The organism is Arthrobacter sp. SLBN-100, assembly GCF_006715305.1.
GTDB lineage: Bacteria > Actinomycetota > Actinomycetes > Actinomycetales > Micrococcaceae > Arthrobacter.
Window position 1 is genome coordinate 4,298,434 of record NZ_VFMY01000001.1, and the last position, 24,473, is coordinate 4,322,906.

Genomic DNA, 24,473 nt, shown 5'->3' on the forward strand with positions numbered 1-24,473 from the left:
CAGGGGCCCCCGGGCGAGCTTGCGAGCTGGGGGAGCTGCTGGGGATAATTCGCCAGCTCAGGGAGCACTGCCCCTGGACGGGCGCGCTGACGCATGAGTCCCTGGTGGAGTATCTCCTCGAGGAGGCTTACGAGGTGGCCGAAACCGTCGAGGCTGGAACTGCGGGCGGAACTGCTGGGGAGGAACACTTCGACGCCGAACTGCAGGGCGAGCTGGGCGACATCCTGCTCCAGGTGGTGCTGCATGCCCGCCTCGCGGAGGAGCGCGGCGCTTTCACGTTCGACGACGTGGCGCGCGGCCTGAGTGCCAAGATGGTGCGGCGCAACCCCCACGTGTTCCGCCCGGACGGCTCACTGCAGGACAGCTTTCCGGCCACGGTTGAGGACATCGTGCAGAAGTGGGACGCGGTGAAGCGGGCCGAGCGGCCGGAGCGGCAGGATCCGTTCGTTGGAATCCCGCTGGCCCTGCCGGCACTGGCGAGGGCGCAAAAGTCCATCGACCGCGGGGCAAGGGCCAATCCGGTGGTTGAGCCTGCCGAAAACCGGGAAGCTCAACCGCCGGTGCAAGTTGCCCCCTTCACGTCGGAAGAAGAACTCGGCGAGCTGCTGCTCGCCGTCGTCCATTCCGCCCACGCCAGCGGATTCGACGCCGAGCGTGCCCTCCGCGGCGCCGTCCGGGGCTACCAGCAGCACGTCCCGCAGCACCGTCAACAGGGCTGACCGCACCATCATGACGCCCGGGACTGGATAGGTTTCCGTAACCCGGGCCACTCTCGACTACGCTGGTCCCTGACGAGTACGTCGAGTTTTCAGCTGTATTTCCCCCGTTAATCGCCCATAAGGAGCAAATTCATGGCGCTTATCGATGCCATCCACGCCCGCGAGATCCTCGATTCCCGCGGCAACCCGACCGTAGAAGTTGAAGTCCTCCTTTCCGACGGCCAGATCGGCCGCGCTGCAGTTCCCTCCGGTGCTTCCACCGGTGAGCACGAGGCCGTAGAGCTGCGTGACGGCGACAAGGGCCGTTACCTCGGCAAGGGCGTCCAGAAGGCCGTTGACGCGATCATCGACCAGATCGCTCCGGCCCTGACCGGCTTCGACGCCACGGACCAGCGCAGCATCGACCAGGCCATGCTGGACCTGGACGGCACGCCGAACAAGGGCAAGCTGGGCGCCAACGCCATCCTGGGCGTCTCCCTGGCCGTCGCCAACGCAGCCGCCGCCTCCGCGGACCTGCCCCTGTACAAGTACCTGGGCGGCCCGAACGCCCACGTCCTGCCCGTCCCGCTGATGAACATCCTCAACGGCGGCTCGCACGCGGATTCCGACGTCGACATCCAGGAATTCATGGTTGTCCCGCTGGGTGCCGAGACCTTCTCCGAGGGCCTGCGCTGGGGCGTTGAGGTCTACCACGCCCTCAAGTCCGTGCTCAAGGAAAAGGGCCTCGCCACCGGCCTGGGCGACGAAGGCGGGTTCGCACCCAACCTGCCGTCCAACCGCGCAGCACTGGACCTGATCCAGGAAGCCATCAAGAACGCCGGCTACACCCCCGGCAAGGACATCGCCCTGGCCCTGGACGTGGCCTCCTCCGAGTTCTTCACGGACGGCGCCTACCAGTTTGAAGGCAAGTCCCTGACCTCCGCCGAAATGAGCGCCTACTACACGGAACTCGTGGCCGACTACCCTCTGGTGTCCATCGAGGACCCGCTGGACGAAAACGACTGGGACGGCTGGAAGACCCTCACCGACTCCATCGGCGACAAAGTCCAGCTGGTGGGTGACGACCTGTTCGTGACCAACCCCTCCATCCTGCAGCGCGGCATCGACACCAAGACCGCCAACTCCCTGCTGGTCAAGGTCAACCAGATCGGCTCCCTCACCGAGACGCTCGACGCCGTCAGCCTGGCCCAGCGGGCCGGTTACACCACCATCACCTCGCACCGCTCCGGCGAAACCGAGGACACCACCATCGCCGACATCTCGGTGGCCACCAACGCCGGCCAGATCAAGACCGGTGCCCCGGCCCGCTCGGAGCGTGTTGCCAAGTACAACCAGCTGCTGCGCATCGAAGAGGAACTCGACGATGCGGCACGCTACGCAGGCCGCAGCGCGTTCCCGCGTTTCAAGGGCTAGTAGCCGCGTAAACCAATCAACGGTGGCTATGGTTGAAAGACCATAGCCACCGTTGTTGTTTCGGCATCGTTCCAGCCCAGCTAGTGGCGGCCCCAGGCAGGCTGCGCGTTTCAGGAGTGTCATGGCTACCCGCCGTCCCAAAGTTCCCAAGGTTGCCTCACCCCGTTCGGGCCCACCGCAGGCAACCCATGAGACCACCGACGGCGCGGACGTTATCCGCGCTGATTTTGGTTCGGGAAAGGGGAAGCCGGGCGCCGGCCCAGCTGGCCACGAAGCCTCTGCGCCGATAGCGGGCGCCGCGCGGGACAACCGCCGGACAGCGTTAGCGGACAAGGCCCCGGGGCCACACCCGGCCAAGGGGTCACACCAGGTGAAGGGGTTCGACGCCGGCAGGAAGGGGAGCGGCGCCGAAGGCACCTCCCCGGCGGCCGGCACAGGCGCGGCCGAGGAGCAGCAGCAGCCCGTACCCGCCAAGGCGTTCTCCGGGCGCATGCTCGCACTTGCCGTGGTGATGATTGCCATCACCATCATGCTGGCACCCACGGTCAAGATCTTCTTCGACAAGCGGGCCGAAATAGCAGCCCTGAACGCGGACATCGCTGCCCGTGAGGCCGAAGGCAACAGCCTGCGGCAGCAGGTCTCCCGCTGGCAGGACCCCAATTACGTGAAACAGCAGGCCCGCGACCGCATTAACATGGTTATGCCGGGCGAAACCGGCTACTGGGTCTTCGGCAGCGATTTGCCCGCCGGGGAAAGCAGTAGCCCGACCGGCGCAGCAGCACAAGACCCCGCCGATCTGCCGTGGGTGGATTCCCTGTGGGAGTCCATTACGCGCGCGGCCACAGACTGAACCGCAACAGGAAGGACGGCCAGCGACAGTGGAACCCCACACGGCAGCCGCCCGGGACGAATCCCGCCAACCATCAGCACACGACCTTGAAGTACTAAGCCGCCAACTCGGACGGCCGGTGCGTGACGTGGTGGAAATTCCTGCACGCTGCGTCTGCGGCAATCCCCTGGTCGCCGCCACCGCTCCGCGGCTCGGCAACGGAACGCCATTCCCCACCACCTTCTACCTGACACACCCCGTCATCACCTCGGCAGTCTCCAGGCTGGAAGCGGCAGGGGTTATGAACGAGATGAATGAGCAGCTTTCCGGCGATGAGGAACTGGCCGCCGCCTACCTCTCCGCGCATGAGGCGTACCTTGCAGCCCGCGCCGCCATCGGCGAGCGTTCGGGCATCGGAGCCGTTCCCGAAATCGACGGGATCTCCGCCGGCGGCATGCCCACCCGCGTCAAATGCCTCCACGTCCTGGTGGGCCACTCGCTGGCAGCCGGTCCAGGTGTCAATCCCCTCGGGGACCAGGCCATCGCCGCCATCAGCGACTGGTGGACTGCGGACAGGTGCTACTGCGACGGCGCCTGGGACACCTCCGGGGAAGCGCCCTCCAGGGACCTGAGCCGCCACGGTCCGCAGGGGCTGCCGGACATCGTAGGCCGGCCCGCACCCGTCCGGAAGACCTCCGGGACAACAGGGGCTGCGACATGACGCGCGTCGCCGCCATCGACTGCGGTACCAACTCCATCCGCCTCCTGATCGCGGACATCGGCCACAGCAACGGAACCACCACCCTCACGGATGTTGTGCGCGAAATGCGGGTGGTCCGGCTGGGCCAGGGCGTGGATGCTACGGGTGAACTCGCTCCGGAAGCGCTGGAGCGCACCTTCGCGGCCACCGCCGATTATGCCCGGCTGATCAGGGAGCACGAAGCGGTCGAGGTGCGCTTCGTGGCCACATCGGCCAGCCGTGATGCCCGGAACCGGGACGTCTTCGTGGACGGAATCCGGGCCCTGCTGGGCGTGGAACCGGAGGTCATCTCCGGCGATGAGGAAGCCGCCCTGTCCTTTTCCGGCGCCAGCAGTGTCCTGCCCATCCTGGACGGCCAGGAGGTACTGGTGGTGGATCTCGGCGGCGGAAGCACCGAGTTCGTCCTCGGCACCGCAGCCGGGGTGACAGCGGCCAAATCGGTAGACATCGGATGCGTCCGCCTCACCGAACGCCACTTGCGCCAGGACCCGCCCACCGCGGAACAGATCGCGGCCGCCCAAGCTGACGTGGACGACGCCATCGCCCGCGCACGGCAGGACGTTCCGCTGGAACGCGCCACCGCCGTCGTCGGCGTTGCGGGGTCCATCACCACCATCACCGCGCACGCCCTCCGGCTGCCCAAGTATTCGCCGGACGAAATCCACGGCACCGGATTGCCCCTGGACACGATCCGTGCCGCCGCCAACGATCTCCTGGCCATGGACCGCGCCCACCGCGCCGCGCTGCCCTACATGCACCCGGGGCGGGTGGATGTCATCGGCGCGGGCGGATTGGTGTGGGGCCGGATCCTCGAACGGCTGGCGGAGCTCACCGGCGGGCGCATCTCTACGGCCACGGCCAGCGAACACGACATTCTCGACGGCATCGCCCTGAGCATCGGCTGAGGGCCCATGCAGAAACATGAACCCGGCAAAACACCATCGCCCGGGCGGGCCGGCGCAGCCCTGCTGGCCCTGCTCCTCGCCGCCTGCTGCCTCGGAACAGGCTTGTTCGCCGCACCCGCCGCGCACGCGGACGAGTGGCGCGACAAACAGTACTGGCTGGCTGAATCCGGAATCACCAAGGCCTGGGAGGTCTCCAAAGGTGCCGGCGTGAAGGTGGCCGTGATCGACAGCGGTGTGGACGCCAAGCATCCAGACCTCAAGGGCGCCGTAGTGGGAGGCTACGACGCCTCCGGCTCCGGGCAGCCTGACGGCCAGAAAGTGGTGGGCTCCAAGACCGAACACGGCACACTGGTGGCCACCATGCTCGCCGGACGCGGCCACCAGCCTGCCGACGCCACAGCCAGTCCGTCGCCCGGACCGGCAGCCCTTCCGCCTGACGGAATCGTGGGCGTGGCTCCGGAAGCGCAGATCCTCTCCGTCTCCACCTGGCTGGGCTCGACCAACCCCTCGGGCAAGAGCGACCAGGACCAGATCCCCGAAGCCGTCCGCTGGGCGGTGGACAACGGCGCCAAGGTCATCAACATCTCCCTCGGCAGCACCACCCCGCAGTGGCCGCAAAGCTGGGACGCGGCCTTCCTGTATGCCGAGCAAAAAGACGTGGTGATTGTGGCCGCCGCCGGCAACCGGGTGGGTGGCAACATCCAGGTGGGCGCCCCGGCCACCATTCCGGGCGTCCTTACCGTCGCCGGCCTGGACCGCAAGGGAACCGCGAGTGTTGATGCGTCGTCGCAGGGAATCAGCATCGGTGTCGCGGCGCCCGCCGAGAACCTGCTGGGCGGCGTTCCCGGCGGCAGCTATGCGGAATGGGCAGGAACCTCCGGCTCCACGCCCATTGTTGCCGGGGTCGCCGCACTGATCCGCTCCAAGTGGCCGGACATGACCGCAAAGCAGGTTATCAACAGGATCGTTGCCACGGCCAAGGACGCGGGCGCGCCCGGCAAGGACCCCCTGTACGGCTTTGGTGTGCTCAATGCGGAGGCTGCGCTCAAGGACAGCGTTCCTGAAGTTTCGGCCAATCCGCTTGGCTCCATTGCGGAATGGATCCGCGTCCACCGCCGCGGCAACCTGGCCACGCCCGCTCCACTTCCCACCGCCGAGGTTCCCAGCGAACTGCCCGCGTTGCCCGAGGCGACCGTGCCTGCAGCGAAGCCGCCGTCCCGGCGGGACAGTGCGCTCGCTGCCGCCGTCGTGGTCGGTTTCGGCCTGCTGTTTGCAGCCATTATTGCGGCAGCGGCCATCCAACTGAGGCGCGCTGCCAGGAACCCCGCCGAGCTGCCGGAACAGCCGGATACCGGGGTGGTGAACCGGATTGATTCCGGGCGGAAAACCTAGTTCCCTAGCCTTCCGGACAGTTAGTGAAGATTTTCACAAACTGCGGTATCCTTGAACCTATGGCAACCACCCCAGAGCTCCAGGACCGTCCCAGGGTACTCGTCGTCGGCGGCGGGTACGTCGGCCTGTACGTAGCACTCAAACTGCAGAAGAAGATCGCGAATGCCGGTGGCATCGTCACCCTCGTGGATCCACTGCCCTACATGACCTACCAGCCCTTCCTGCCCGAGGTGGCCGGCGGCAACATCGAGGCCCGCCATGCCGTGGTCTCCCACCGCAAGCACCTCCAGCAGACTGAGCTGATCCAGGGCCGCGTCACTGCGATCGACCACGCCAACCGCACCGCGGTGGTGGCACCGGCCGACGGCGGAACGCCTTTCGAGGTTCCCTACTTCGACGTCGTCCTGGCCGCCGGCGCCATTACCCGCACCTTCCCCATCAAGGGCCTCGCGGACAAGGGCATCGGCCTGAAGACCATCGAGGAAGCTGTTGCCCTCCGCAACAAGCTCCTGGAGCGCATTGAACTGGCCTCCACCATGACCGATCCCGCTGCCCGCGCCAAAGCCCTCACCTTCGTGGTGGTGGGTGGCGGTTTTGCCGGTATCGAGTGCATCACCGAGATGGAGGACCTCGCCCGCGCCGCCGTCCGCAACAACCCCCGCATCAAGCAGGAGGAAGTCCGCTTCGTCCTGGTGGAAGCGATGGGCCGGATCATGCCGGAAGTAACCGCGAAGCAGGCCGAATGGGTTGTGGAGCACCTCCGCAGCCGCGGCATCGAGGTACTCCTGAACACCTCGCTGGACAGCGCTGAAGGCGCCCTCAAGCTCATCAACCTTCCGGACAAGACCCCGGCGCAGGAATTCGAAGCTGACACCCTCGTGTGGACCGCCGGCGTACAGGCCAACCCCATGGTCCGTTCCACCGACTTCCCGCTCGAGCCGCGCGGCCGCGTCCGCGTCCTGCCGGACCTGCGCATCGCCGGGGATGAAGGCATCGTCGACAACGCCTGGGCTGCGGGCGACGTCGCCGCTGTTCCGGACCTCACCGGCAAGGGCCTCCCGGACGGCACGTGCGTACCCAACGCCCAGCACGCGCTCCGCCAGGCCAAGCGCCTCGCCAAGAACCTGTGGGCCTCCCGCTGGGAGAAGCCGCTCAAGGACTACAAGCACAAGAACCTTGGCGCTGTTGCAGGCTTCGGCGAGTGGAAGGGTGTTGCCAACATCAACCTCCTGGGCAGCATCGGCCTCAAGGGCGGACTCGCCTGGCTGGCCCACCGCGGCTACCACGGCCTGGCCATGCCCACGTTTGAGCGCAAGTTCCGGGTGATCTTCAACTGGATCCTCAGCTTCTTCGCCGGCCGCGACACCACGCACCTGCTGGATCTGGACAACCCGCGCGGTGCCTTCGTGGCAGCAGCTACCCCGGCTCCCAAGCCGGCCGCCGCGCCAGCTGCGGACGCCGCACCGCCGGCAGGCGGCCCAGGCTCGGCGGAAAAGACGAAGGTCGATCCCAAGGAATCGGTTACGGCCAACGCCAAGTAGAACCGGTTCTGCCTTAGCGCACGACGGCGGCTGTCCCCTTCCGGGGACGGCCGCCGTTTGCGTCTGCGCGGCTGAGCCAGTGCCTCACCCGGTGCCCCATGCCGCCGCCCGCCGCCCGGCCGCCGCCCTGCCGCCGTCGTGCCCTGCGGCCTCCTAGACTGGCAGCATGACTGGCGAGACAAACCTCCAGGCCCTGCTCGCAGGAATGCACCCGGTGCAGCGCACGGGTGAATACGTCTACGTCCTATGGCCGCACGGGCGGCCCCTGGCACCCGGCATCGAAGCGGCGGTCCGCGAAGCCGAAGGCCTTACGGTGGTGATGACCCGAGCCGAGGCGGACCAGGAAGGGCTGTCCTACGACTTTGTGGGCGCCTGGATCACCTTGCAGATCCATTCCGCACTGGAAGCCGTGGGGCTGACTGCCGCAGTCAGCAAAGCCCTCACCGACGCCAGGATCAGCTGTAACGTATTCGCAGGCTTCCACCACGACCACCTGCTGGTACCGGTCGCCGACGCGCCTCGAGCCCTTGAGGTGCTGGCTGAACTCTCCACCGGCAGCCGGCAGCAGCGGGGGCCGGGACAGCCGCAGGAAGACGGACGGCCGCAGGATAATGCCCGGCCACTAGTGCCCGGGCTGCAACTGCGGGACGAAACCCCAGCCGACCGTGACGCGATCCTCGCCCTGGCGGCTGATGCGTTTGCCATTTCCCCCGCTACCGGCCTTCCCGCCGAGGGGGAGCCTGTGGAAGTTAAGGTGCTCCGCGAGCTGTTCGAGGCTAAGGAGTATCTTCCCGGCTTCAGCGTGGTGGCCGTGATCGACGGTGAGGTGGTCGGCCATGTCATCAGCACGCGCGGCTGGGTGGGCGATCGGGAACTCCTTGGCCTCGGTCCTATCGGCGTCACACCGCGGCTCCAGAGAAAGGGCATCGGCTCTGTGTTAATGAAGGAGACCATCGCCCGGGCCAACGCGGCAGGGGAGAGCGGCATAGTACTCCTTGGCAGCCCCGACTATTATCCGCGGTTTGGCTTCGTTCCTGCCGCCTCGCTGGGCGTCCTCCCGCCCGAGGATGCCTGGGGCGATCATTTCCAGCTCCTGCCGCTCGCGCTGTGGCCCGGCGGCGTTCACGGTGTCTTCCGGTATGCCGAACCGTTCACCCGTCTCTGACGGGATACCATGGACCCGTTGCCCCAGTAGCCCAATTGGCAGAGGCAGCGGACTTAAAATCCGCGTGTTGTGGGTTCGAGTCCCACCTGGGGTACAAACGGAGCCGGCCCTGGAGGCCGCGAAGAAGGAAGCCGTCTGCCTGTGCGGGCGGCTTCCTTCGTTTAATTTCGCATATGCAACGACTGTTATAAGGCTGTGACCTCAGTCACTTATCTTCGACTGGGATATGCATTAGCTTGAAGCTAACTCAGGAACACCTGATCCTCGGCGCAGCGGCGCCGGCACGTTCGTATCCCGTCATCCATGGGCCTGTTTCGGAAGGCAATTTTATGTACCGAAAGAAAGTCGTCACCTCGTTTGCCACAGCGGCTGCACTCAGCCTGCTGCTGACCTCCTGCGCCAATCAAGCAGGCCCCAGCACAGACGAGACTTCGTCAGCCGGAGGCAAGGTTGACGTTCCTGCCATTTCCAAGGTTGACGTTCCATCCGCAGCCGTCCTTCCTGCCGGAGATGGAAAGGCAACCTGCCCGGCGACCACCACGCTGGCTTATGCGGGTGCGCAAACAGGCCCCAACGCCCAATTGGGGGTGAACATCTTCAACGGCATCCAGTTGGCCATTAACCAGCACAACCAGGCGAATCCGGGCTGCCAGGTGCAGTTCAAGAAGTTCGACACGGAAGGTGACCCGAACAAGGCCACGGGACCTGTAACCCAGCTGGTCAGCGAAGACGCCATCGTCGGAGTCATCGGTCTCCCGTTCTCCGGCGAATCCAAGGCGACCGGCAATATTTTTGAACAGCGCGGACTGGTCCACATCACCCCGTCCGCGACGAATCCGTCCCTGACCGAGAACGGTTGGAGCACTTTCTTCCGCGGCCTGGGTAATGACGCCGTGCAGGGGCCGGCGGCAGCCAAGTTCCTAACCGGGAAACTGGGGGCCAAGAAGGTCTACCTGGTCCAGGATGACTCGGACTACGGCATCGGGCTGGCCACGTCCACCACCAAGGGACTCGGCGACGCCTTGGCTGGCTCGGACAAGGTGACCACCGGGCAGAAGGACTTCTCGGCGGTTATCTCAAAGATCATGAACGCCAAGGCCGACGCCGTCTTTTACTCCGGCTACTACGCCGAGGGCGCTCCGTTCATCCAGCAGCTCTCCGGCAAGGGCTTCACCGGTACCTTCGTTGCCCCCGACGGTGTCAAGGACGATCAGTTCATCAAGCAGGCGGGCGACGCTTCCAACGGCGCCTTCTTCACCTGCCCCTGCATCCCGGGCGAGCTGATCCCTGACTTCGCCTCAGCGTATAAAGAAGTTTCCAAGGGCGTTGACCCCGGAACGTACTCCATTGAGGGCTACGATGCAGCCACGGTACTCCTGTCCGGAATCGATGCCGGTAAGCAGTCACGGCAGGATCTGCTGGCCTGGGTCAAGTCCTACGACAAAGACGGGCTGAGCAAGCACTACAAGTGGGATGCCAAGGGAGAACTGCAGGCGCCTACGGTTTACGGCTACAAGGTCGAGAACGCCAAGATTGTTCCTGTTGGCCCCATCGGCGAGTAGCAACTCATGAATTCGGCTGTGGGGCCAGCAGACGCGGCCCCACAGCCTTTTCTTGATTCGGCGACAAAGAGACCACACCCATCATTGCCGGGCCGACGGCCGCGGGCTACTGGATCAGGACGTTCCCATGCTTCCCCTGCTTGTCCATTTACCCCCCATCGAAAATGACTGGATAACTTTTGATATTCCGTCTCTTCAGCAAAATTTCTGGAGTGCGACGTTCGACGGTTTGACGTTCGGAGCTATCTACGCGCTCGTGGCGCTGGGCTACACGCTGGTGTACGGCGTCTTGAACCTGATCAATTTCGCCCACTCGGAAGTATTCATCGTCGGCTGTTACGCCGTTTTCTTCACCCTCAGCAACCTGGGCTTCGGGCCTTCGGTTCCACGCCTGGGCTTCCTGGCGATCGTTCTTAACCTGCTGCTGGCGCTGGTGGTCGCAATGGCCGCCTCAGCGGTGACGGCCTTCCTGCTGGAAAGGATTGCCTATAAACCGCTGCGGAAGCGCAACGCCCCACGACTGGTGTTCCTGATCACCGCAATCGGCGCTTCATTCACCATCCAGTACCTGATCTACTTGTGGCGTGGACCGAGCCCCGAGCTTGCGCTGACCATGTTCCGGCCTACTCCCATCTTCGACGTCTTCGGAACGATCGTGGACTCGCAGCAGGTGCTCATCATCATTGCCGCCATCATCATGATGGTGGGCATTGAGCGGTTTATCAGCAAGTCCCGCACAGGCCGCGGGATCCGGGCCGTGGCCCAGGACCCGGATACGGCCACGTTGATGGGTGTGAACAAAGAGCGGATCATTATTACCACCTTCATTATCGGGGGTCTGTTGGCGGGAGCCGCCGCGTTGTTTTACGTCATGAAAATTCCATCCGGTGTCCAGTACAGCGGCGGTTTCATCCTCGGCATTAAGGCCTTTGCGGCTGCAGTCCTGGGCGGTATCGGCAACGTCCGGGGCGCACTCCTCGGCGGTCTTCTGCTGGGACTCATCGGCAACTACGGGCAGATCCTGCTGGGTAATTCCCAATGGACTGACGTGGTGGCATTCGTGGTCCTGGTCCTGGTGCTGCTACTGCGACCGCAGGGCATCCTGGGGACTTCCCTTGGAAGGAGCAAAGCATGAGCATGACTGACGGGCCCACGCCTCTTGAAACGGCGGCGGCCAAGCAGGCTGCCGTGGACCGTGAGGCCTCGGTATCGAGCCCGGGGAGAAGTGTCACACCGCGGGGCCGCCGCGGAGGCAAGGCTGGAGCGCTGTCTGAGCGCTGGAATGCGCTCTCGCGCCAGCAACAGTGGGCTTTCCTCATCGTGGTTGTGGTGCTGGCTTACCTTTTGCCATTGTTGAATCCGCCTATCATCACCACCGAACCAGGCAACAACTTTGCCCTGGCCTGCTTCGACATGGCGCGGTTCGCGCTGGTCGCTGTTGGACTGAACGTGGTGGTTGGATACGCAGGCCTGCTGGACCTGGGGTATGTGGCCTTCTTTGCAGTGGGCTCGTACTGTGCGGCGATGCTCACCAGCCCGGACTCGCCGTTCCTGCACATTCCGTACCTCTGGACCATCCCTGTGGCCATGGCGGTGACGATGTTTTTCGGCGTGGTGCTCGGCGTGCCGACACTCCGGCTGCGCGGTGATTACCTTGCCATCGTGACCCTCGGTTTCGGCGAAATCGTGCGGATCCTTGCCACAATTATCCCCGCAATGAAGGGCCAGGTGGGGTTCCAGAACGTGGGGCATCCGCCGGGGACAGCGGCGGACGGGTCTCCAATCTTTTCCAATTCCAATGGTGTGCCCTGGTATTGGCTGACCCTGACCATCATCATCATCATCACGCTCCTGGTGGGCAACCTCGAGCGGAGCCGCGTGGGACGGGCCTGGATTGCCATCCGGGAGGACGAGGACGCGGCTGAAATAATGGGCGTGCCGACCTTCAAATACAAGGTGTGGGCCTTCGCTATCGGCGCCGCCGTGGGCGGCCTTTCCGGCGCTTTGTTTGCGGGCCAGGTCGGATTTGTGAACAACCAAAAATTCGATGTCACCACTTCCATCCTTTTCCTTGCCGCCGTTGTACTGGGCGGGGCAGGCAACAAGGTGGGCGCCATCCTGGGCGGGGCACTGGTGAGCTATATCCCGTTGAGGTTCACGGCCATCGCCGAGTATAAGTACCTGATCTTCGGCATCGCGCTGGTGCTCATCATGATCTTCCGGTCGCAGGGCCTGCTGCCTGCCCGTCAACGGTTGCTCGCGTACGGTAGAACTGCCTTGAACAAGGCTTCGGGGAAAGACGGTAAGGGTCCGACGGCGGGCGGCAGCCGCCCTTCCAGCACCGCCACACCCACGGGCGCACAGAGAGAAGCGGAAGCATGAGTCCGGAAAAAGCGACTACCGGTTCCAGTGGCGCTGTCCCGGAACATCCGGCTGGGGACCAGTCCGTTTCCGTTGTCCACGGAATGGATATAGAAGCGCTGGCAGAGGCTGGCGTGGACCAGGATCTGGCGGAGAAGGTTGCCCCGGACCGTGAGATAGCGGTGGACGTCGGCGACAACATCGTTGAGGTTCAGAACCTCACTATCAAATTCGGCGGCCTGGTTGCGCTGGACAATATCAGTTTCAATATCAAACGCGGAGAGATCCTCGGACTGATCGGTCCGAACGGGGCGGGAAAGACCACCTGCTTCAATGCAATGACGGGCGTCTACCGGCCCTCCAGCGGAAGCGTGATGCTTGAAGGCCAGTCTCTGAATGGCCTCAAGCAACACAAAATCACGCGGCTGGGCCTCTCACGCACGTTCCAGAACATCAGGCTGTTTGGCGAGATGACGGCGCTCGAAAACGTGGTGGTGGGCCTGGACGCCCGCCACCGGACCAGTGTGGGTGGAGCGTTGCTGCGCCTGCCCACCCACATCAGGGAGGAAAAGTCCGCCATCGAACGGGGGATGGCGCTCCTGGACTTCGTCGGCATCGCCGACCACGCCCACTTCCTGTCCCGCCACCTGCCCTACGGTTACCAGCGCCGGCTCGAAATCGCCAGGGCGCTGGCCACCGACCCGAAAGTGTTATGCCTGGACGAACCCGCAGCAGGGTTCAACCCGGCGGAAAAAGAAGACTTGATGGCGCTCATCCGGACCATCAGGGACGAGGGATATACCGTCCTCCTGATCGAACATGACATGAAACTGGTCATGGGAGTGACGGACAGGATTGTAGTCCTGGAATTCGGCAAAAAGATCGCTGACGGATTGCCGCACGAAATCCGCGAAGACCCGCGAGTGATTGCGGCTTACCTGGGAGAGCCTGAAGATGACCTTGCTTGAAGTCGAAGGTGTTTCTGTCCACTACGGACGGATCCAGGCGATCCGCGACATGTCCTTTACCGTCAACGAAGGCGAAGTGGTCGCACTCATCGGCGCGAACGGTGCCGGTAAGACCACGACCATGAGGACGATCTCGGGCCTGCTCAACTGCACCGGCGGAAAAATCAGGTTCGCCGGTGAGGACATCACGAAAATGAAGGCGCACCTGCGGGTGGTCCAGGGCATCTCCCAAGCACCGGAGGGACGCGGCATCTTCCCTGGCATGACCGTCAGGGAAAACCTGGATATGGGCACGTTCGGTCGGAAGGACAGGAGCGGGGTATCGAAAGACCTGGACCGTGTCTTTGATTTGTTCCCGCGGCTGAAAGAGCGGGAAAAGCAGTTTGGCGGCACCATGTCCGGCGGCGAACAACAGATGCTGGCCATCGGCAGGGCATTGATGTCCAGCCCAAAGCTGTTGCTGCTGGATGAACCCTCCATGGGGCTGGCGCCGCAATTCATCCGGCAGATCTTCAAAATCATCAGGGAAATCAACAACCAGGGCACCACCGTCCTGATGGTGGAGCAGAACGCAAATCAGGCCCTCGCCGGAGCCCATCGTGCATTCGTCCTTGAAACGGGCCAAATCACCCATCGCGGGACTGGCAAGGAGCTGATGGCAGATCCATCGATCAAGGAGGCCTATCTCGGGGTGGCATAGCCGGAACGCTGCCACGTCACAGTTCGGTTGCACCGGGGCGCAGCGGGAACTTTTAGCGGTGCCCCCACGTGGAAGTTGGTAGCGTGAACCTTGAAGTTCACAACACACCCATCAAATGGAGGAATCCCGCAATGGCACTTGGCGGCAACCCGATCTTCAACGGAAAGAGCTTCCGTGGAGCCACCCAGGCACCGCCTGTCCCGCAGGCTCCTTATGGCCAGGCTCCTTACGGCCAGCAGCCCTATGGCCAGCCTTTTGGCCAGCAGGGCTATGGGCAGCAGCCGTATGGCCAGGCTCCCTACGGCCAGCAGGGCTATGGCCAGCAGCCCATGACCAGCGAACAGCTGCAGCAGATGTACAACCAGCCTGCTGCGGGCCCGGCTGACACCGGCCGGATGACCTTCGACGACGTCATCGTCAAGACCGCGGCCTGCCTCGGAGTGCTGCTCGTCGGTGCCGCGGTGACAATGTTCGTCAGCATGGGCCTCGCGTCACTCCTGATGATCGTCGGCGCCTTGGGCGGTTTCGTGCTGGCGCTCGTCAACACGTTCAAGAAGCAGCCCTCGCCGGCACTGATCCTTGCTTATGCAGGCCTGGAAGGCCTCTTCCTCGGTGGCCTCACCCGGGTCCTGGACACCATGTACCCGGGAGTGGGGCTTCAGGCTGTCCTCGGCACGCTGTCCGTCTTCACCGTGACGCTCCTCCTCTTCAAGAGCGGCAAGGTACGCGCCACGCCGAAGGCCATGAAGTTCTTTATGATCGCCATTGTTGGCTACGCGCTGTTCTCGGTGGTGAACCTCGTCATGATGGTAACGGGTCTCACCACGGAGCCGTTCGGGCTGCGAAGCGGCATCATCGGCATCGCCATCGGCATCCTGGCCATCGGTCTCGCGGCCTTCTCGTTGGTCATGGACTTCACCAGCATCGAGGCCGGCGTCCGCAGCGGAGCGCCGCAGCGCTTCTCCTGGACGGCTGCCTTCGGCCTCACCGTCACCCTCGTCTGGCTGTACGTGGAAATCATCCGGCTGCTGGCCATCCTGCGCGGGGACGACTAACCGCTGAGCGAGTCACTCGCCGTCGGACTTTTTGAAGCAGGTCCATAAACAACTGTGGGCCCCACCGGAAGGTGGGGCCCACAGTCGTCTGGCAGGGATCTAAGCGATACGCATGGCGCCGGCCGCCGGTGTCACGGTGAAGATGTCCGGTGCGGTGAAACCGGCACCGGCAAAGGCCTTCACGACGGCGTCACGCACCTTGTGCTCGGAGCTGACCGGCGTGAGGGCGATGGCGGCGCCGCCGAAACCGCCACCGGTCATGCGGGCGCCGATGGCACCGTTGGCGCGGGACGCCTCCACGGCGAGGTCCAGTTCCGGGCAGGAGATCTCAAAGTCATCGCGCATCGACACGTGGCTTGCGTCCAACAGGGCGCCGATCGACGCTGGCCCCTCGGCCGCGAGGCACTCCACGGTCTGGAGGACCCGGTCGTTCTCTGTGACTACATGCCGAACCCGCCGGAACGTTACTTCGTCCAGGAGGCCGGCCGCCTCCTCGAGGTCGCCTACCTTGACATCCCGCAGGGCCTTGACTCCGAGGACCTTGGCGCCCAGTTCACAGGAGGCGCGCCGGGACGCGTAACCGCCGTCGGCGTGGGAGTGCGAGACCTTGGTGTCGATCACCAGCATCACCAGGTCCGCCGGTTCCGTTTCGAAGGGAACCAGGCGGACCTCCTGGTTCCGGCAGTCCAGGAACACGGCGTGGCCTTTTGATCCGCGCAATGAAGCCGACTGGTCCATAATTCCGGTGGGCGCCCCCACAAAAGCGTTCTCGGCCTGCTGGGTGGCCAGGACCATTTCCTCCGCCTTCAGCCCGGCGCCCGTCAGGTCATTCAGTGCTGAGATGACCGCGCACTCGATGGCATGGGACGAGGAGAGCCCTGCGCCGAGCGGAACATTTGAGTCCAGCAGCAGGTCAATGCCGGGAACGTCGATGCCCCTTTGGCGGAGTGCCCATATGACTCCCAGGGGGTACTTCGTCCAGCCCCTGGCTGAGCCGGGCTCCAGGGAATCCAATGCAGTGGCCACCACTCCCTGGTCGCCGTAGGTGGAAAGCAGCCGCATCTTGGAATCGCGACGGACGGCTACGGCCACCCGGGCAGTCCGCTCAATGGCGAAGGGCAGCACAAACCCCTCGTTGTAGTCGGTGTGCTCGCCGATCAGGTTGACGCGGCCCGGCGCCTGCCAGATGCCGGCGGGAACGCCGCCGAACTCCCGGGTGAACCGGGCGGCGAGATCGGCGGAACCTGCCGGTCCGGGCGTGGTCAAAGAATCGTGAACGGCGCTCACGCGGTTGCTCCTTCAGGCAGGGCTGCCTGAAGGGCAGCGGGGGATGGGGTGGATGCCGGAACGGTGACGCTGCGCAGCCGCTTGGCCACACTCTCCGGGGTGGTGTCGTTAATGAAGGCACCCATGGCGGCCTCCGACCCGGCGAGGAACTTCAGCTTGTCGGCAGCCCGGCGCGGCGAGGTCAGCTGGAGGTGCAGGTAACTGGCCGGGCGCAGCAGGGCGTCAACCGGTGCCTGGTGCCACGCCGAGATGTACGGCGTGGGGGTGGGGTAGAGGGCGTCCAGGCGCTTAAGGAGGTCAAGGTAGATGTGCGCCAGTTCGTCCCTCTCCTCGCCGCCCAGCGCTGCCAGGTCCGGGACCTGGCGGTGGGGAACCAAGTGGATCTCGAGGGGCCAGCGGGCAGCGAACGGGACATAGGCGCTGAAGTTCTCTCCCTCCAGGACCATCCGGCTGCCGTCCTCGCGTTCGGAGCGCAGCAGTGAGCCGGTGAGGGTTTCCCTGCCGTCCGTCCCGTCGTAAAACTTCCGCGCCGCCGCACCAAGGACTCCGGCCCGCGGGGTCACATAGGGGTAGGCATAAATCTGGCCATGCGGGTGGTGCAGCGTCACACCAATGTCCGCGCCGCGGTTTTCGAACGGAAACACCTGCTTGATCCCCGGAAGCGCACTCAGCGCTTCGGTGCGCTGCGCCCACGCCTCGATGACGGTACGGGAACGCTCCTCCGTCAAGCCGCTAAAGGAGCCGGTGTGGGCAGGAGTGAAAGCCACCACCTCACAGCGGCCGTAGGCGGGCCCCTTTGTTCCCCAGACAGCGTCAGCCGTGACCGTCCCGAGGGCCGGACCCAGCGACGGGAAGCGGTTCTCGAACACCACCACATCGTAGTCGTCCGCCGGAATCTCTGAGGGGTTGCTGGCCGTAGTGGGGCAGATGGGGCACTGGTCCGCCGGGGGAAGATGCGTACGGCTCTGGCGGTGGGCAGCAACAGCAACCCACTCACCTGTCAGGGCATCAAAACGGACTTCTCCAGGTTCACCCCGCGGCGGCAGGCCGCGGTGGTCGGTGGTGGTCTCCGCGGTCCGCGCCTTGGGGGCGTGGGCGTCGTCGAAATAGATCAATTCCCGGCCGTCGGAGAGCCTGGTGCTGGTGATTCCCGTCATGAATCCCGTCCTCTGTGGTGTAGCAACTTAACAATATTGTGCCACACTCCGATCAAAAAAGAATAGAATCAAACAAAAAGTAACACCGGCTGGAGACGGAGCCAGGGTTGGGCGGTAGCGTATTGCTCATGAGTTCCGAATCACCCCTTGAAACCAGCGTCTCTTCAGGCTATCGGGCGTATGCCACTGGCCGGCAGTATGAGCTCCGCCGCGGGGATGCCTTTGCTGTTGTCACCGAGCTGGCGGCCGGACTCCGCCTGTACAGCAGGGGAGGAGTGCAGCTGACGGAGAGTTACGGCGATGACCAGATTCCGCCGGGCGGGTGCGGCATTACCCTGGCTCCCTGGGCCAACAGGATTGAAGACGGACAGTGGTTCCTGGACGGCAAGAAGCAGCAGCTGGACATTACCGAGGTGGCACGCAGCAACGCCAGCCACGGCCTCCTCCGGAACGCCTCCTATGCCCTGGTTGACGAGTCGCAATACTCGGTCACGCTGGAGGCCACCATCTTTCCCCAGCACGGCTACCCTTTCCTGGCCCGCCACCGGGTGCAGTACCTCCTCGCGGAAGATCTCGGGCTTGTTGTCCGCCAGACGCTGGCCAACGACGCCAAGTCTCCGGCGCCCTTTGTCCTGGGGGCCCACCCGTACCTGCGGCTTGGTGACACTCCTGTTGAAGATCTGGTGCTGACGGTTTCCGCTGACACCCGGTTGCTCGCCGATGAGCGCCTCATCCCGCGCAGCAGTGCTCCGGTCCAGGGGGATAGCGACTTCCGGGCCGGGCTGCACGTTGCGCCGCTGAGCGTGGATGTTGCCTTGACCGGACTGCAGTTCGAAGGGGGCAAGGCACGCCACACCCTGGCAGCGCCTGACGGCGGGCAGGTCAGCCTCTGGCAGGACGAATCCTGCCAGTACGTCCATGTCTATGTCAGTACGCAGTACCCCGGCCGGAACCGTGCGGTGGCAGTTGAACCTATGACGGGGCCGGCCAACGCCTTCAACTCCGGGGACGGCCTCCGCTGGCTGCCGCCCGGGGAATCGTTCACCGTGTCGTGGGGAATTGACTACAGCCCAGGCGTTGCGGGATAGCAGTTTCCCATTAGGCCACGGCTGCGGAAGTATAAGGCTATGACGCCAGCCGAGGATCCCGTTAGGTCCGACCCTCAACCGCCAGCACGGCAACCAGCCGCCCCGACGGCTCATGCAGGTCCGCCGCTGCGGGTCCTCACAGACCGTGAACTGGATAAGGACATTCCGTACGGGGTGCGCATCGCCGCGTCCTGGGCCTGGCGGCTGGGACTCATCCTCCTGGTGGCCGGCGGGCTCGTCTGGCTGCTGCGCCAAGTCAGTTTCCTGATCATCCCCGTAATGGTCGCCGCGCTCCTCGCAGGCCTCCTCAGCCCGATAACCTCCTGGCTGCGGCGCCGGGGACTTCCCGGGGGCCTGGCCGTGGCCGTGACTGTCCTCGGTTTTATCGGACTCATCGCCGGAGCGCTGGCACTGGTGGGCAGGCAGCTCCTCATCGGATTCGGCGAGCTCTGGTCCCAGGCGCTGGAAGGCGTCAAGCAGGTCCAGGACTGGCTTTCGGCCGGGCCCCTCCACCTGACCGCCGCCCAGATTGACCAGTACGTCAAGGAAGCCACCGATGCGCTGCAGAACAACAGCAGCAGCATCCTCAGCGGCGCCCTGTCCTTTGGCAGCACCGCCGGCCACTTTGCCGCAGGAATGCTCCTGGCGCTGTTTATCCTGATTTTCTTCCTTCTCGAAGGCGACCGCATCTGGGCGTTCCTGGTCCGGCTGCTGCCTCGAAAGGCCCGGGCAGCGACGTTTGGCGCAGGCCGGAAGGGCTGGTCATCGATGGTCAGCTACGCCCGCATCCAGATGTTCGTCGCCGCCGTCGACGCCATCGGCATCGGTGTCGGCGCGGCCATTATCGGTGTTCCGCTGGCTCTTCCCCTGGGCGTGCTGGTGTTCCTGGGTTCGTTTATCCCGGTAGTCGGTGCACTGCTGACCGGCATCATTGCTGTGCTGCTGGCACTTGTTGCCAACGGCCCCGTCAACGCACTGATCATGCTGGCCATCGTGCTGCTGGTCCAGCAACTGGAAGGCCACATCCTCCAGCCGCTGGTCATGGGCAAAGCCGTATCCCTCCACCCGGTGGCGGTGATCCTTTCTGTTGCGGCCGGCTCCTACCTGGCCGGGATCCCCGGAGCGCTGTTCTCGGTGCCCATCCTCGCCGTCGCAAATTCGGCCATTCGCTACATCGCCGCCAGAACGTGGGAACATGAACAGGTGCTGGCAGCGCCTGGCGGCCCTTTGGTGGCCGGCGCCGGCCCGGGCAACACCATGACGCATGTTGACCCGCCGCATGCACTCAAGGACGGCAACGACGCCGCAGCCGGCAAAAACGCAGAACATCCCGGGGCCCGTACCGACGCGGCGCCGGGGCCGAAATCCAGAGGAGATTAGTCCGTGAACATCCTTGAAACCCTTCCCGTCACGCTGGACGATGTCCTGGAGGCGCAGAAGCTGCTCGACGGGATTATTGCGCGGACCCCGGTGGAATCATCACGCGCCCTGGGAAAGCTTGTGGGCGGAGATGTCTACTTCAAGTGCGAGAACCTGCAGCGCGCAGGATCTTTCAAGGTCCGTGGCGCCTACGTCCGGATGGCCCGCCTGTCCCCGGAAGAAAAGAAGCGCGGTGTGGTGGCCGCTTCTGCAGGCAACCACGCCCAAGGCGTCGCAGTTGCCGCCAAGAGCCTGGGGATCAAAGCCCGCATCTACATGCCGCTCGGAGTGGCCCTGCCCAAGCTGGCCGCCACCCGCAGCCACGGCGCCGAGGTGATCCTGCACGGACACAATGTGGACGAGGCGCTGGCCGAAGCCCAGCGCTACAGCAACGAGACCGGGACGGTCTTTGTCCACCCGTTCGACAACGTGGACGTCGTTGCCGGGCAGGGAACATTGGGACTGGAAATATTGGAGCAGGTGCCCAATGTGGACACCGTCCTCATGGGCGTGGGGGGCGGCGGGCTCCTGGCGGGTGTCGCCGTCGCCATCAAAGCACGTGCCAAGGAACTGGGCCGGGAGATCCGCATCATCGGCGTGCAGGCGGAGAATGCCGCGGCCTACCCGCCTTCACTCGCTGCTGATGCACTGGTGCCCTTGAAGAAGGTATCCACCATGGCCGACGGCATTGCCGTGGGCCGGCCCGGCCAGCTGCCCTTCAGCATCATCCGTGAGTTGGTGGACGACGTGGTGACGGTCAGCGAAGACTCGCTGGCACGCGCCCTGATTTTCCTGCTGGAGCGGGCAAAGATGGTGGTTGAGCCTGCCGGTGCCGTAGGTGTTGCCGCCCTTATGGACGGCAAGATCGAAAACCCCGGAACCACGGCAGTGGTCCTTTCCGGCGGCAACATCGATCCCATGCTGATGCTGAAGGTCATCCAGCGTGGCCTCTCCGCCGCAGGGCGCTACATGACTGTCCGCATGATGCTTGACGACCGCCCGGGTTCGCTTGCCACCATCGCCAGGATCATTGCCGAGAACGACGCGAACGTCACCGGCCTGGACCACACACGCGTGGGCGGGTCAATCAGCATGGGCGATGTCTCCATCACCGTCAACCTGGAAACCAAGGGCCACGAGCACGGCGAGCAGGTCCTTAGCGCGCTCCGGGCCGAGGGTTTCCAGCCCATCGTGGTGCACTAGGAGGCTTGATGGCCGGACTGACGGAAAACAGGGGTTTTGGAGACCGGCGCACCATTGCCGCCCGGGCAAAGGGCGGGCTGCTGGTGCTGGGAAGCTTTGTGGCGCTCCTCTTTGCCATCGAACTGTTCAATGCGCTGATGCTCCGCTCACTCAACCGGACGTTCGGCCTGCGTCCCAGAAGCGCCGACGGGCTGCTGGACATCTTTACCTTCCCGCTCCTGCACGCCAACCTGAACCATCTGTTGTCCAACAGCGTGCCGCTGATAATTTTCGGCTTCCTGGTTTTCCTGTCCGGACTAAGGGTCTTCCTGACGGCCCTTGCCTTCAGCTGGCTCGGATCGGGACTGACAGTCTGGTTCATCGGGGACGGCGGCATCACCGTGGGTTCCTCCGGCCTGGTTTTCGGACTGTTCGCCTTCCTGCTGGTCCGCGGCTTTTTCAACCGCAGCTGGCGGCAGATCCTCCTGGCGGTTGTGCTGTTCATGGGCTACGGGAGCATCCTGCTGGGCGTGCTGCCCCTTTTTGCCGGCTACGTCTCCTGGCAGGCCCACCTGGGAGGTGCTGCCGGGGGAGTGGTGGCGGCGCTGCTCCTTCGCCCCCGCAAGGCCGGGACGGAGAACGACTTCTGACGGCCGTCCTGGCCCTTTTCCGGGGCAAAAGCAAAAAACGCCGGCCGCCCCGAGGGGCGGCCGGCGTTTATTGCCTGCTCTTACCGCTACGCGGCGTACGGCTTGGCGGAAAGGATCTCCACTTTGATGTCCTTGCCGTTGGGCGCCGTGTAGCTGAGCGTCTCGCCTTCTTTGTGGCCAAGGATGGCAGCGCCCAGCGGCGACTTCTCGCTGAAGACGTCGATATCGGAATCGCCGGCGATTTCGCGGGAGCCAAGCAGGAAGGTTTCTTCGTCACCGGCGATCCTGGCAACCACGATCATGCCGGGCTCCACGATTCCGTCATCGGCCGGAGCCTCACCCACGTGGGCGTCGCGGAGCAGCACCGTCAGCTGGCGGATACGGGCTTCGATCTTGCCCTGTTCCTCCTTGGCTGCATGGTAGCCGCCGTTTTCCTTCAGGTCGCCCTCTTGCCGGGCTGCTTCAATCTTCTGGACGATATCTGCCCGGCCAGGGCCGGAAAGGTGGTCCAGCTCTGCCTTCAGGCGGTCAAAAGCTTCCTGGGTAAGCCAGGCTGCAGCTGCGCTGTTGGTGGTAGACACGGACTTCTCCTCTAATGGTCCTACATGCAAAAGACCCCGCCACGGTGGCCACTTGTGGAACAGTAACCAGCTCAGCGGGGTAAAGGTATTGCTCCATTGTAGTCAATCCTGTGGATTTAACCGAACCTGGGAGCGGTGCCGATCACATTTTTTAGCCTCGGTTGCCCGGAATCCAGCAGCTGTCCACCACACCGGACACGGAAAGGGACTCCGTACGGACCGAAACCCGCTGCGAAACTGTCCGGCCGCCGTCGGCTGTGTCCTCTGCCTCCGACGGCGGGATGTCCACGACTTTCCAGCCCACCACGGCGAACTTGGAGTCCAGCGCCTTAATGGCGCACTGGACGGCCGTTCCCGGTTCCCGGGTCACCTGGAAGTCCACCTCTGCCAGTGTGGCGTCTGCGGTGACGTAGCCGATGTCTTTGAAGCTCACATTGGAGAGGGAATTCGATGTGGAGACCCAGGCCATGAATCCGATGCCTGCGGCCAGCGCAGCACCGCCGATGGCCCGCCTGGCAGCAGGGGAGAGCCTGCGCTTTTTAGCGCCGTAACGATTGGCTAGGCTAGTGTTCGCGGGCTCGGATGGGGCCGGCTGGTCCGGGGAAGTCACCAGACCAGTTTAGTGCCCTTCCGCAGGGGCCTTCCCGTCCGGCGGCGCACCGGGTCAATGGCCCCCGTTCAGCCCTATGAACCGCCGCCGCAAGCCGAAATATGAAGAATAAAGGAGCAGTCCTTCCATGACAGCGTCCAGCAACACCCCGAAGGGGGAGCACGGCCCGCTCCGGCTGCTCGCCGTCCACGCCCACCCGGACGACGAGTCCAGCAAGGGTGCCGCCACCATGGCGAAGTACGCTGCTTCAGGCGTGGAAGTCATGGTGGCCACCTGTACCGACGGGTCACGCGGGGACATCCAGAACCCGGCAGTGGAAGGCGAGCCGCATCCGAAGCGGGACATGGCGGGTGCGCGGCGCCTGGAAATGCAGCGGGCGGCCGGGATCCTGGGCATCAAGCAGCGGTGGCTTGGCTTTGTGGACTCGGGCCTGCCCGAGGGCGATCCGTTGCCGCCCTTGCCGGCGGGATCGTTCGCCACGCTGCCGCTGCACCATGCTGCCGCCCCGTTGGTGCGCCTGGTCCGGTCCTTCAAGCCGCACGTGATCCTGAGCTATGACGAAAACGGCGGCTACCCCCACCCGGACCACATCATGGCTCACCGGGTGGCCGTTGAGGCCTTCGACGCCGCCGGTGATCCGGCCCGCTACCCCGGGGCGGGCGAAGCCTGGGAGCCAGGCAAGCTGTACTACGACCGGGCCTTCAGCCCCGAGCGTTTCCGGGCCCTGCATTTCGCCCTGGAGGAGGCGGGCCTTCAGTCGCCGTATGCGGAGCGGCTCGCGGCGTGGCTGGAGTCCGACGCCGAGGGCCACACTCCGCCGCCGGCCTCCCACCCCACCACCACCCAGGTGGACTGCGGCGACTTCTTTGAAGTGCGCGACGACGCCTTGCGGGCGCACAGCACACAGGTGGACCCGCTGGGGTTCTTCTTCGCTGTTTCCCCGGAGATGCAGCGCCGGGCGTGGCCTTGGGAGGATTATTCGCTGATCAGCTCCCGGGTGCCCTCGGAGCTACCGGAGAAGGACCTGTTCGCGGGGCTAAGATAGAACCGGCAGGCAATTTCTATGCCGCGTAGAAGAAGTGCCCGGACCAGGGCTGCAGTATCTGCTGCCTGCTGACACCCGTTCCAT

Annotated in this window: 23 protein-coding genes and 1 tRNA gene; 20 read left to right on the top strand and 4 right to left on the bottom strand. The window is 64.5% G+C overall.

Features of this window, described 5'->3' with window-relative positions; all coding sequences use genetic code 11:
* The first annotated feature begins 26 nt into the window (after window positions 1–26).
* The 15 genes from FBY31_RS19850 to FBY31_RS19920 all read left to right on the top strand — a co-directional run bounded on the left by FBY31_RS19850 (window position 27) and on the right by FBY31_RS19920 (window position 15,370).
* On the top strand, window positions 27–719 hold the full coding sequence (locus FBY31_RS19850; RefSeq protein WP_142045579.1) for a MazG nucleotide pyrophosphohydrolase domain-containing protein: 693 nt from the start codon (window positions 27–29) through the stop codon (window positions 717–719).
* A 132-nt stretch (window positions 720–851) separates the two neighbouring features.
* Entirely contained in the window at window positions 852–2,132 is a 1,281-nt protein-coding gene (eno, locus tag FBY31_RS19855) for a phosphopyruvate hydratase (RefSeq protein WP_079595716.1), read from the top strand.
* A 121-nt stretch (window positions 2,133–2,253) separates the two neighbouring features.
* The gene (locus FBY31_RS19860; RefSeq protein WP_142044438.1) at window positions 2,254–2,982 is read left to right on the top strand and encodes an FtsB family cell division protein; all 729 of its coding nucleotides are present in this window, start codon (window positions 2,254–2,256) and stop codon (window positions 2,980–2,982) included.
* A 28-nt stretch (window positions 2,983–3,010) separates the two neighbouring features.
* Entirely contained in the window at window positions 3,011–3,682 is a 672-nt protein-coding gene (locus FBY31_RS19865) for a DUF501 domain-containing protein (protein WP_142044440.1), read from the top strand.
* Window positions 3,679–4,626, top strand: a complete 948-nt coding sequence (locus FBY31_RS19870) for a Ppx/GppA phosphatase family protein (RefSeq protein WP_142044442.1) — start codon at window positions 3,679–3,681, stop codon at window positions 4,624–4,626. The genes FBY31_RS19865 and FBY31_RS19870 overlap by 4 nt, the downstream gene beginning before the upstream one ends.
* Before the next feature lie 6 nt (window positions 4,627–4,632).
* The gene (locus FBY31_RS19875; protein WP_142044444.1) at window positions 4,633–6,018 is read left to right on the top strand and encodes a S8 family serine peptidase; all 1,386 of its coding nucleotides are present in this window, start codon (window positions 4,633–4,635) and stop codon (window positions 6,016–6,018) included.
* 59 nt (window positions 6,019–6,077) lie between these two features.
* Window positions 6,078–7,559, top strand: coding sequence for an NAD(P)/FAD-dependent oxidoreductase (locus tag FBY31_RS19880; protein ID WP_142044446.1), 1,482 nt, complete (start codon window positions 6,078–6,080; stop codon window positions 7,557–7,559).
* Window positions 7,560–7,725: 166 nt separating this feature from the next.
* Entirely contained in the window at window positions 7,726–8,724 is a 999-nt protein-coding gene (locus FBY31_RS19885) for an N-acetyltransferase (RefSeq protein WP_142044448.1), read from the top strand.
* 20 nt (window positions 8,725–8,744) lie between these two features.
* Window positions 8,745–8,818 (top strand) — tRNA-Leu (locus tag FBY31_RS19890).
* Between the two features lie 235 nt (window positions 8,819–9,053).
* Window positions 9,054–10,286 carry a branched-chain amino acid ABC transporter substrate-binding protein gene (locus FBY31_RS19895; protein ID WP_142044450.1) on the top strand — a complete coding sequence of 411 codons (1,233 nt, stop codon included), beginning with the start codon at window positions 9,054–9,056 and terminating at the stop codon, window positions 10,284–10,286.
* A gap of 127 nt (window positions 10,287–10,413) precedes the next feature.
* A complete protein-coding gene (locus FBY31_RS19900) occupies window positions 10,414–11,421 on the top strand; it encodes a branched-chain amino acid ABC transporter permease (RefSeq protein WP_142044452.1) in 1,008 nt (335 codons plus the stop codon).
* Window positions 11,418–12,668: a branched-chain amino acid ABC transporter permease gene (locus tag FBY31_RS19905; RefSeq protein ID WP_235013143.1), complete on the top strand. Its 1,251-nt coding sequence runs from the start codon at window positions 11,418–11,420 to the stop codon at window positions 12,666–12,668. The genes FBY31_RS19900 and FBY31_RS19905 overlap by 4 nt, the downstream gene beginning before the upstream one ends.
* Window positions 12,665–13,615, top strand: a complete 951-nt coding sequence (locus FBY31_RS19910) for an ABC transporter ATP-binding protein (protein WP_142044454.1) — start codon at window positions 12,665–12,667, stop codon at window positions 13,613–13,615. Before FBY31_RS19905 ends, FBY31_RS19910 begins: the two co-directional genes overlap by 4 nt.
* Window positions 13,602–14,315 carry an ABC transporter ATP-binding protein gene (locus FBY31_RS19915; protein ID WP_142044456.1) on the top strand — a complete coding sequence of 238 codons (714 nt, stop codon included), beginning with the start codon at window positions 13,602–13,604 and terminating at the stop codon, window positions 14,313–14,315. Before FBY31_RS19910 ends, FBY31_RS19915 begins: the two co-directional genes overlap by 14 nt.
* A 131-nt stretch (window positions 14,316–14,446) precedes the next feature.
* Complete coding sequence (locus tag FBY31_RS19920; protein ID WP_142045581.1) at window positions 14,447–15,370, top strand: Bax inhibitor-1/YccA family protein; 924 nt, start codon at window positions 14,447–14,449, stop codon at window positions 15,368–15,370.
* A 99-nt stretch (window positions 15,371–15,469) separates the two neighbouring features.
* Here FBY31_RS19920 and galK read toward each other — a convergent pair whose 3' ends face one another.
* A complete protein-coding gene (gene galK / locus FBY31_RS19925; RefSeq protein WP_235013144.1) occupies window positions 15,470–16,657 on the bottom strand; it encodes a galactokinase in 1,188 nt (395 codons plus the stop codon).
* Window positions 16,654–17,814: a galactose-1-phosphate uridylyltransferase gene (gene galT, locus FBY31_RS19930; RefSeq protein ID WP_142044458.1), complete on the bottom strand. Its 1,161-nt coding sequence runs from the start codon at window positions 17,812–17,814 to the stop codon at window positions 16,654–16,656. Before galT ends, galK begins: the two co-directional genes overlap by 4 nt.
* Before the next feature lie 128 nt (window positions 17,815–17,942).
* Between galT and FBY31_RS19935 the strand changes: the two genes are divergently transcribed.
* Genes FBY31_RS19935 through FBY31_RS19950 form a run of 4 tightly spaced genes read left to right on the top strand, consistent with a single transcriptional unit; the run spans window position 17,943 to window position 22,153 of the window.
* A complete protein-coding gene (locus FBY31_RS19935) occupies window positions 17,943–18,902 on the top strand; it encodes an aldose 1-epimerase family protein (RefSeq protein ID WP_200833414.1) in 960 nt (319 codons plus the stop codon).
* 39 nt (window positions 18,903–18,941) lie between these two features.
* Entirely contained in the window at window positions 18,942–20,282 is a 1,341-nt protein-coding gene (locus FBY31_RS19940) for an AI-2E family transporter (protein ID WP_142044462.1), read from the top strand.
* A 3-nt stretch (window positions 20,283–20,285) separates the two neighbouring features.
* Window positions 20,286–21,524 carry a threonine ammonia-lyase gene (ilvA, locus tag FBY31_RS19945; RefSeq protein ID WP_142044464.1) on the top strand — a complete coding sequence of 413 codons (1,239 nt, stop codon included), beginning with the start codon at window positions 20,286–20,288 and terminating at the stop codon, window positions 21,522–21,524.
* Between the two features lie 8 nt (window positions 21,525–21,532).
* On the top strand, window positions 21,533–22,153 hold the full coding sequence (locus tag FBY31_RS19950) for a rhomboid family intramembrane serine protease (protein WP_142044466.1): 621 nt from the start codon (window positions 21,533–21,535) through the stop codon (window positions 22,151–22,153).
* 86 nt (window positions 22,154–22,239) lie between these two features.
* Here the strand turns inward: FBY31_RS19950 and greA are convergent, their stop codons facing one another.
* Together greA and FBY31_RS19960 are read right to left on the bottom strand one after the other, a co-directional pair.
* The gene (greA, locus tag FBY31_RS19955) at window positions 22,240–22,734 is read right to left on the bottom strand and encodes a transcription elongation factor GreA (RefSeq protein WP_142044468.1); all 495 of its coding nucleotides are present in this window, start codon (window positions 22,732–22,734) and stop codon (window positions 22,240–22,242) included.
* 151 nt (window positions 22,735–22,885) lie between these two features.
* Window positions 22,886–23,344, bottom strand: coding sequence for a DUF4307 domain-containing protein (locus FBY31_RS19960; protein WP_142044470.1), 459 nt, complete (start codon window positions 23,342–23,344; stop codon window positions 22,886–22,888).
* A gap of 127 nt (window positions 23,345–23,471) precedes the next feature.
* On the opposite strand from FBY31_RS19960, the gene mca reads away from it, so the two are divergent.
* Window positions 23,472–24,389 (top strand): mycothiol conjugate amidase Mca, encoded by a 918-nt coding sequence (mca, locus tag FBY31_RS19965; RefSeq protein ID WP_142044472.1) that lies wholly within the window; start codon window positions 23,472–23,474, stop codon window positions 24,387–24,389.
* Window positions 24,390–24,473 lie beyond the last annotated feature (84 nt).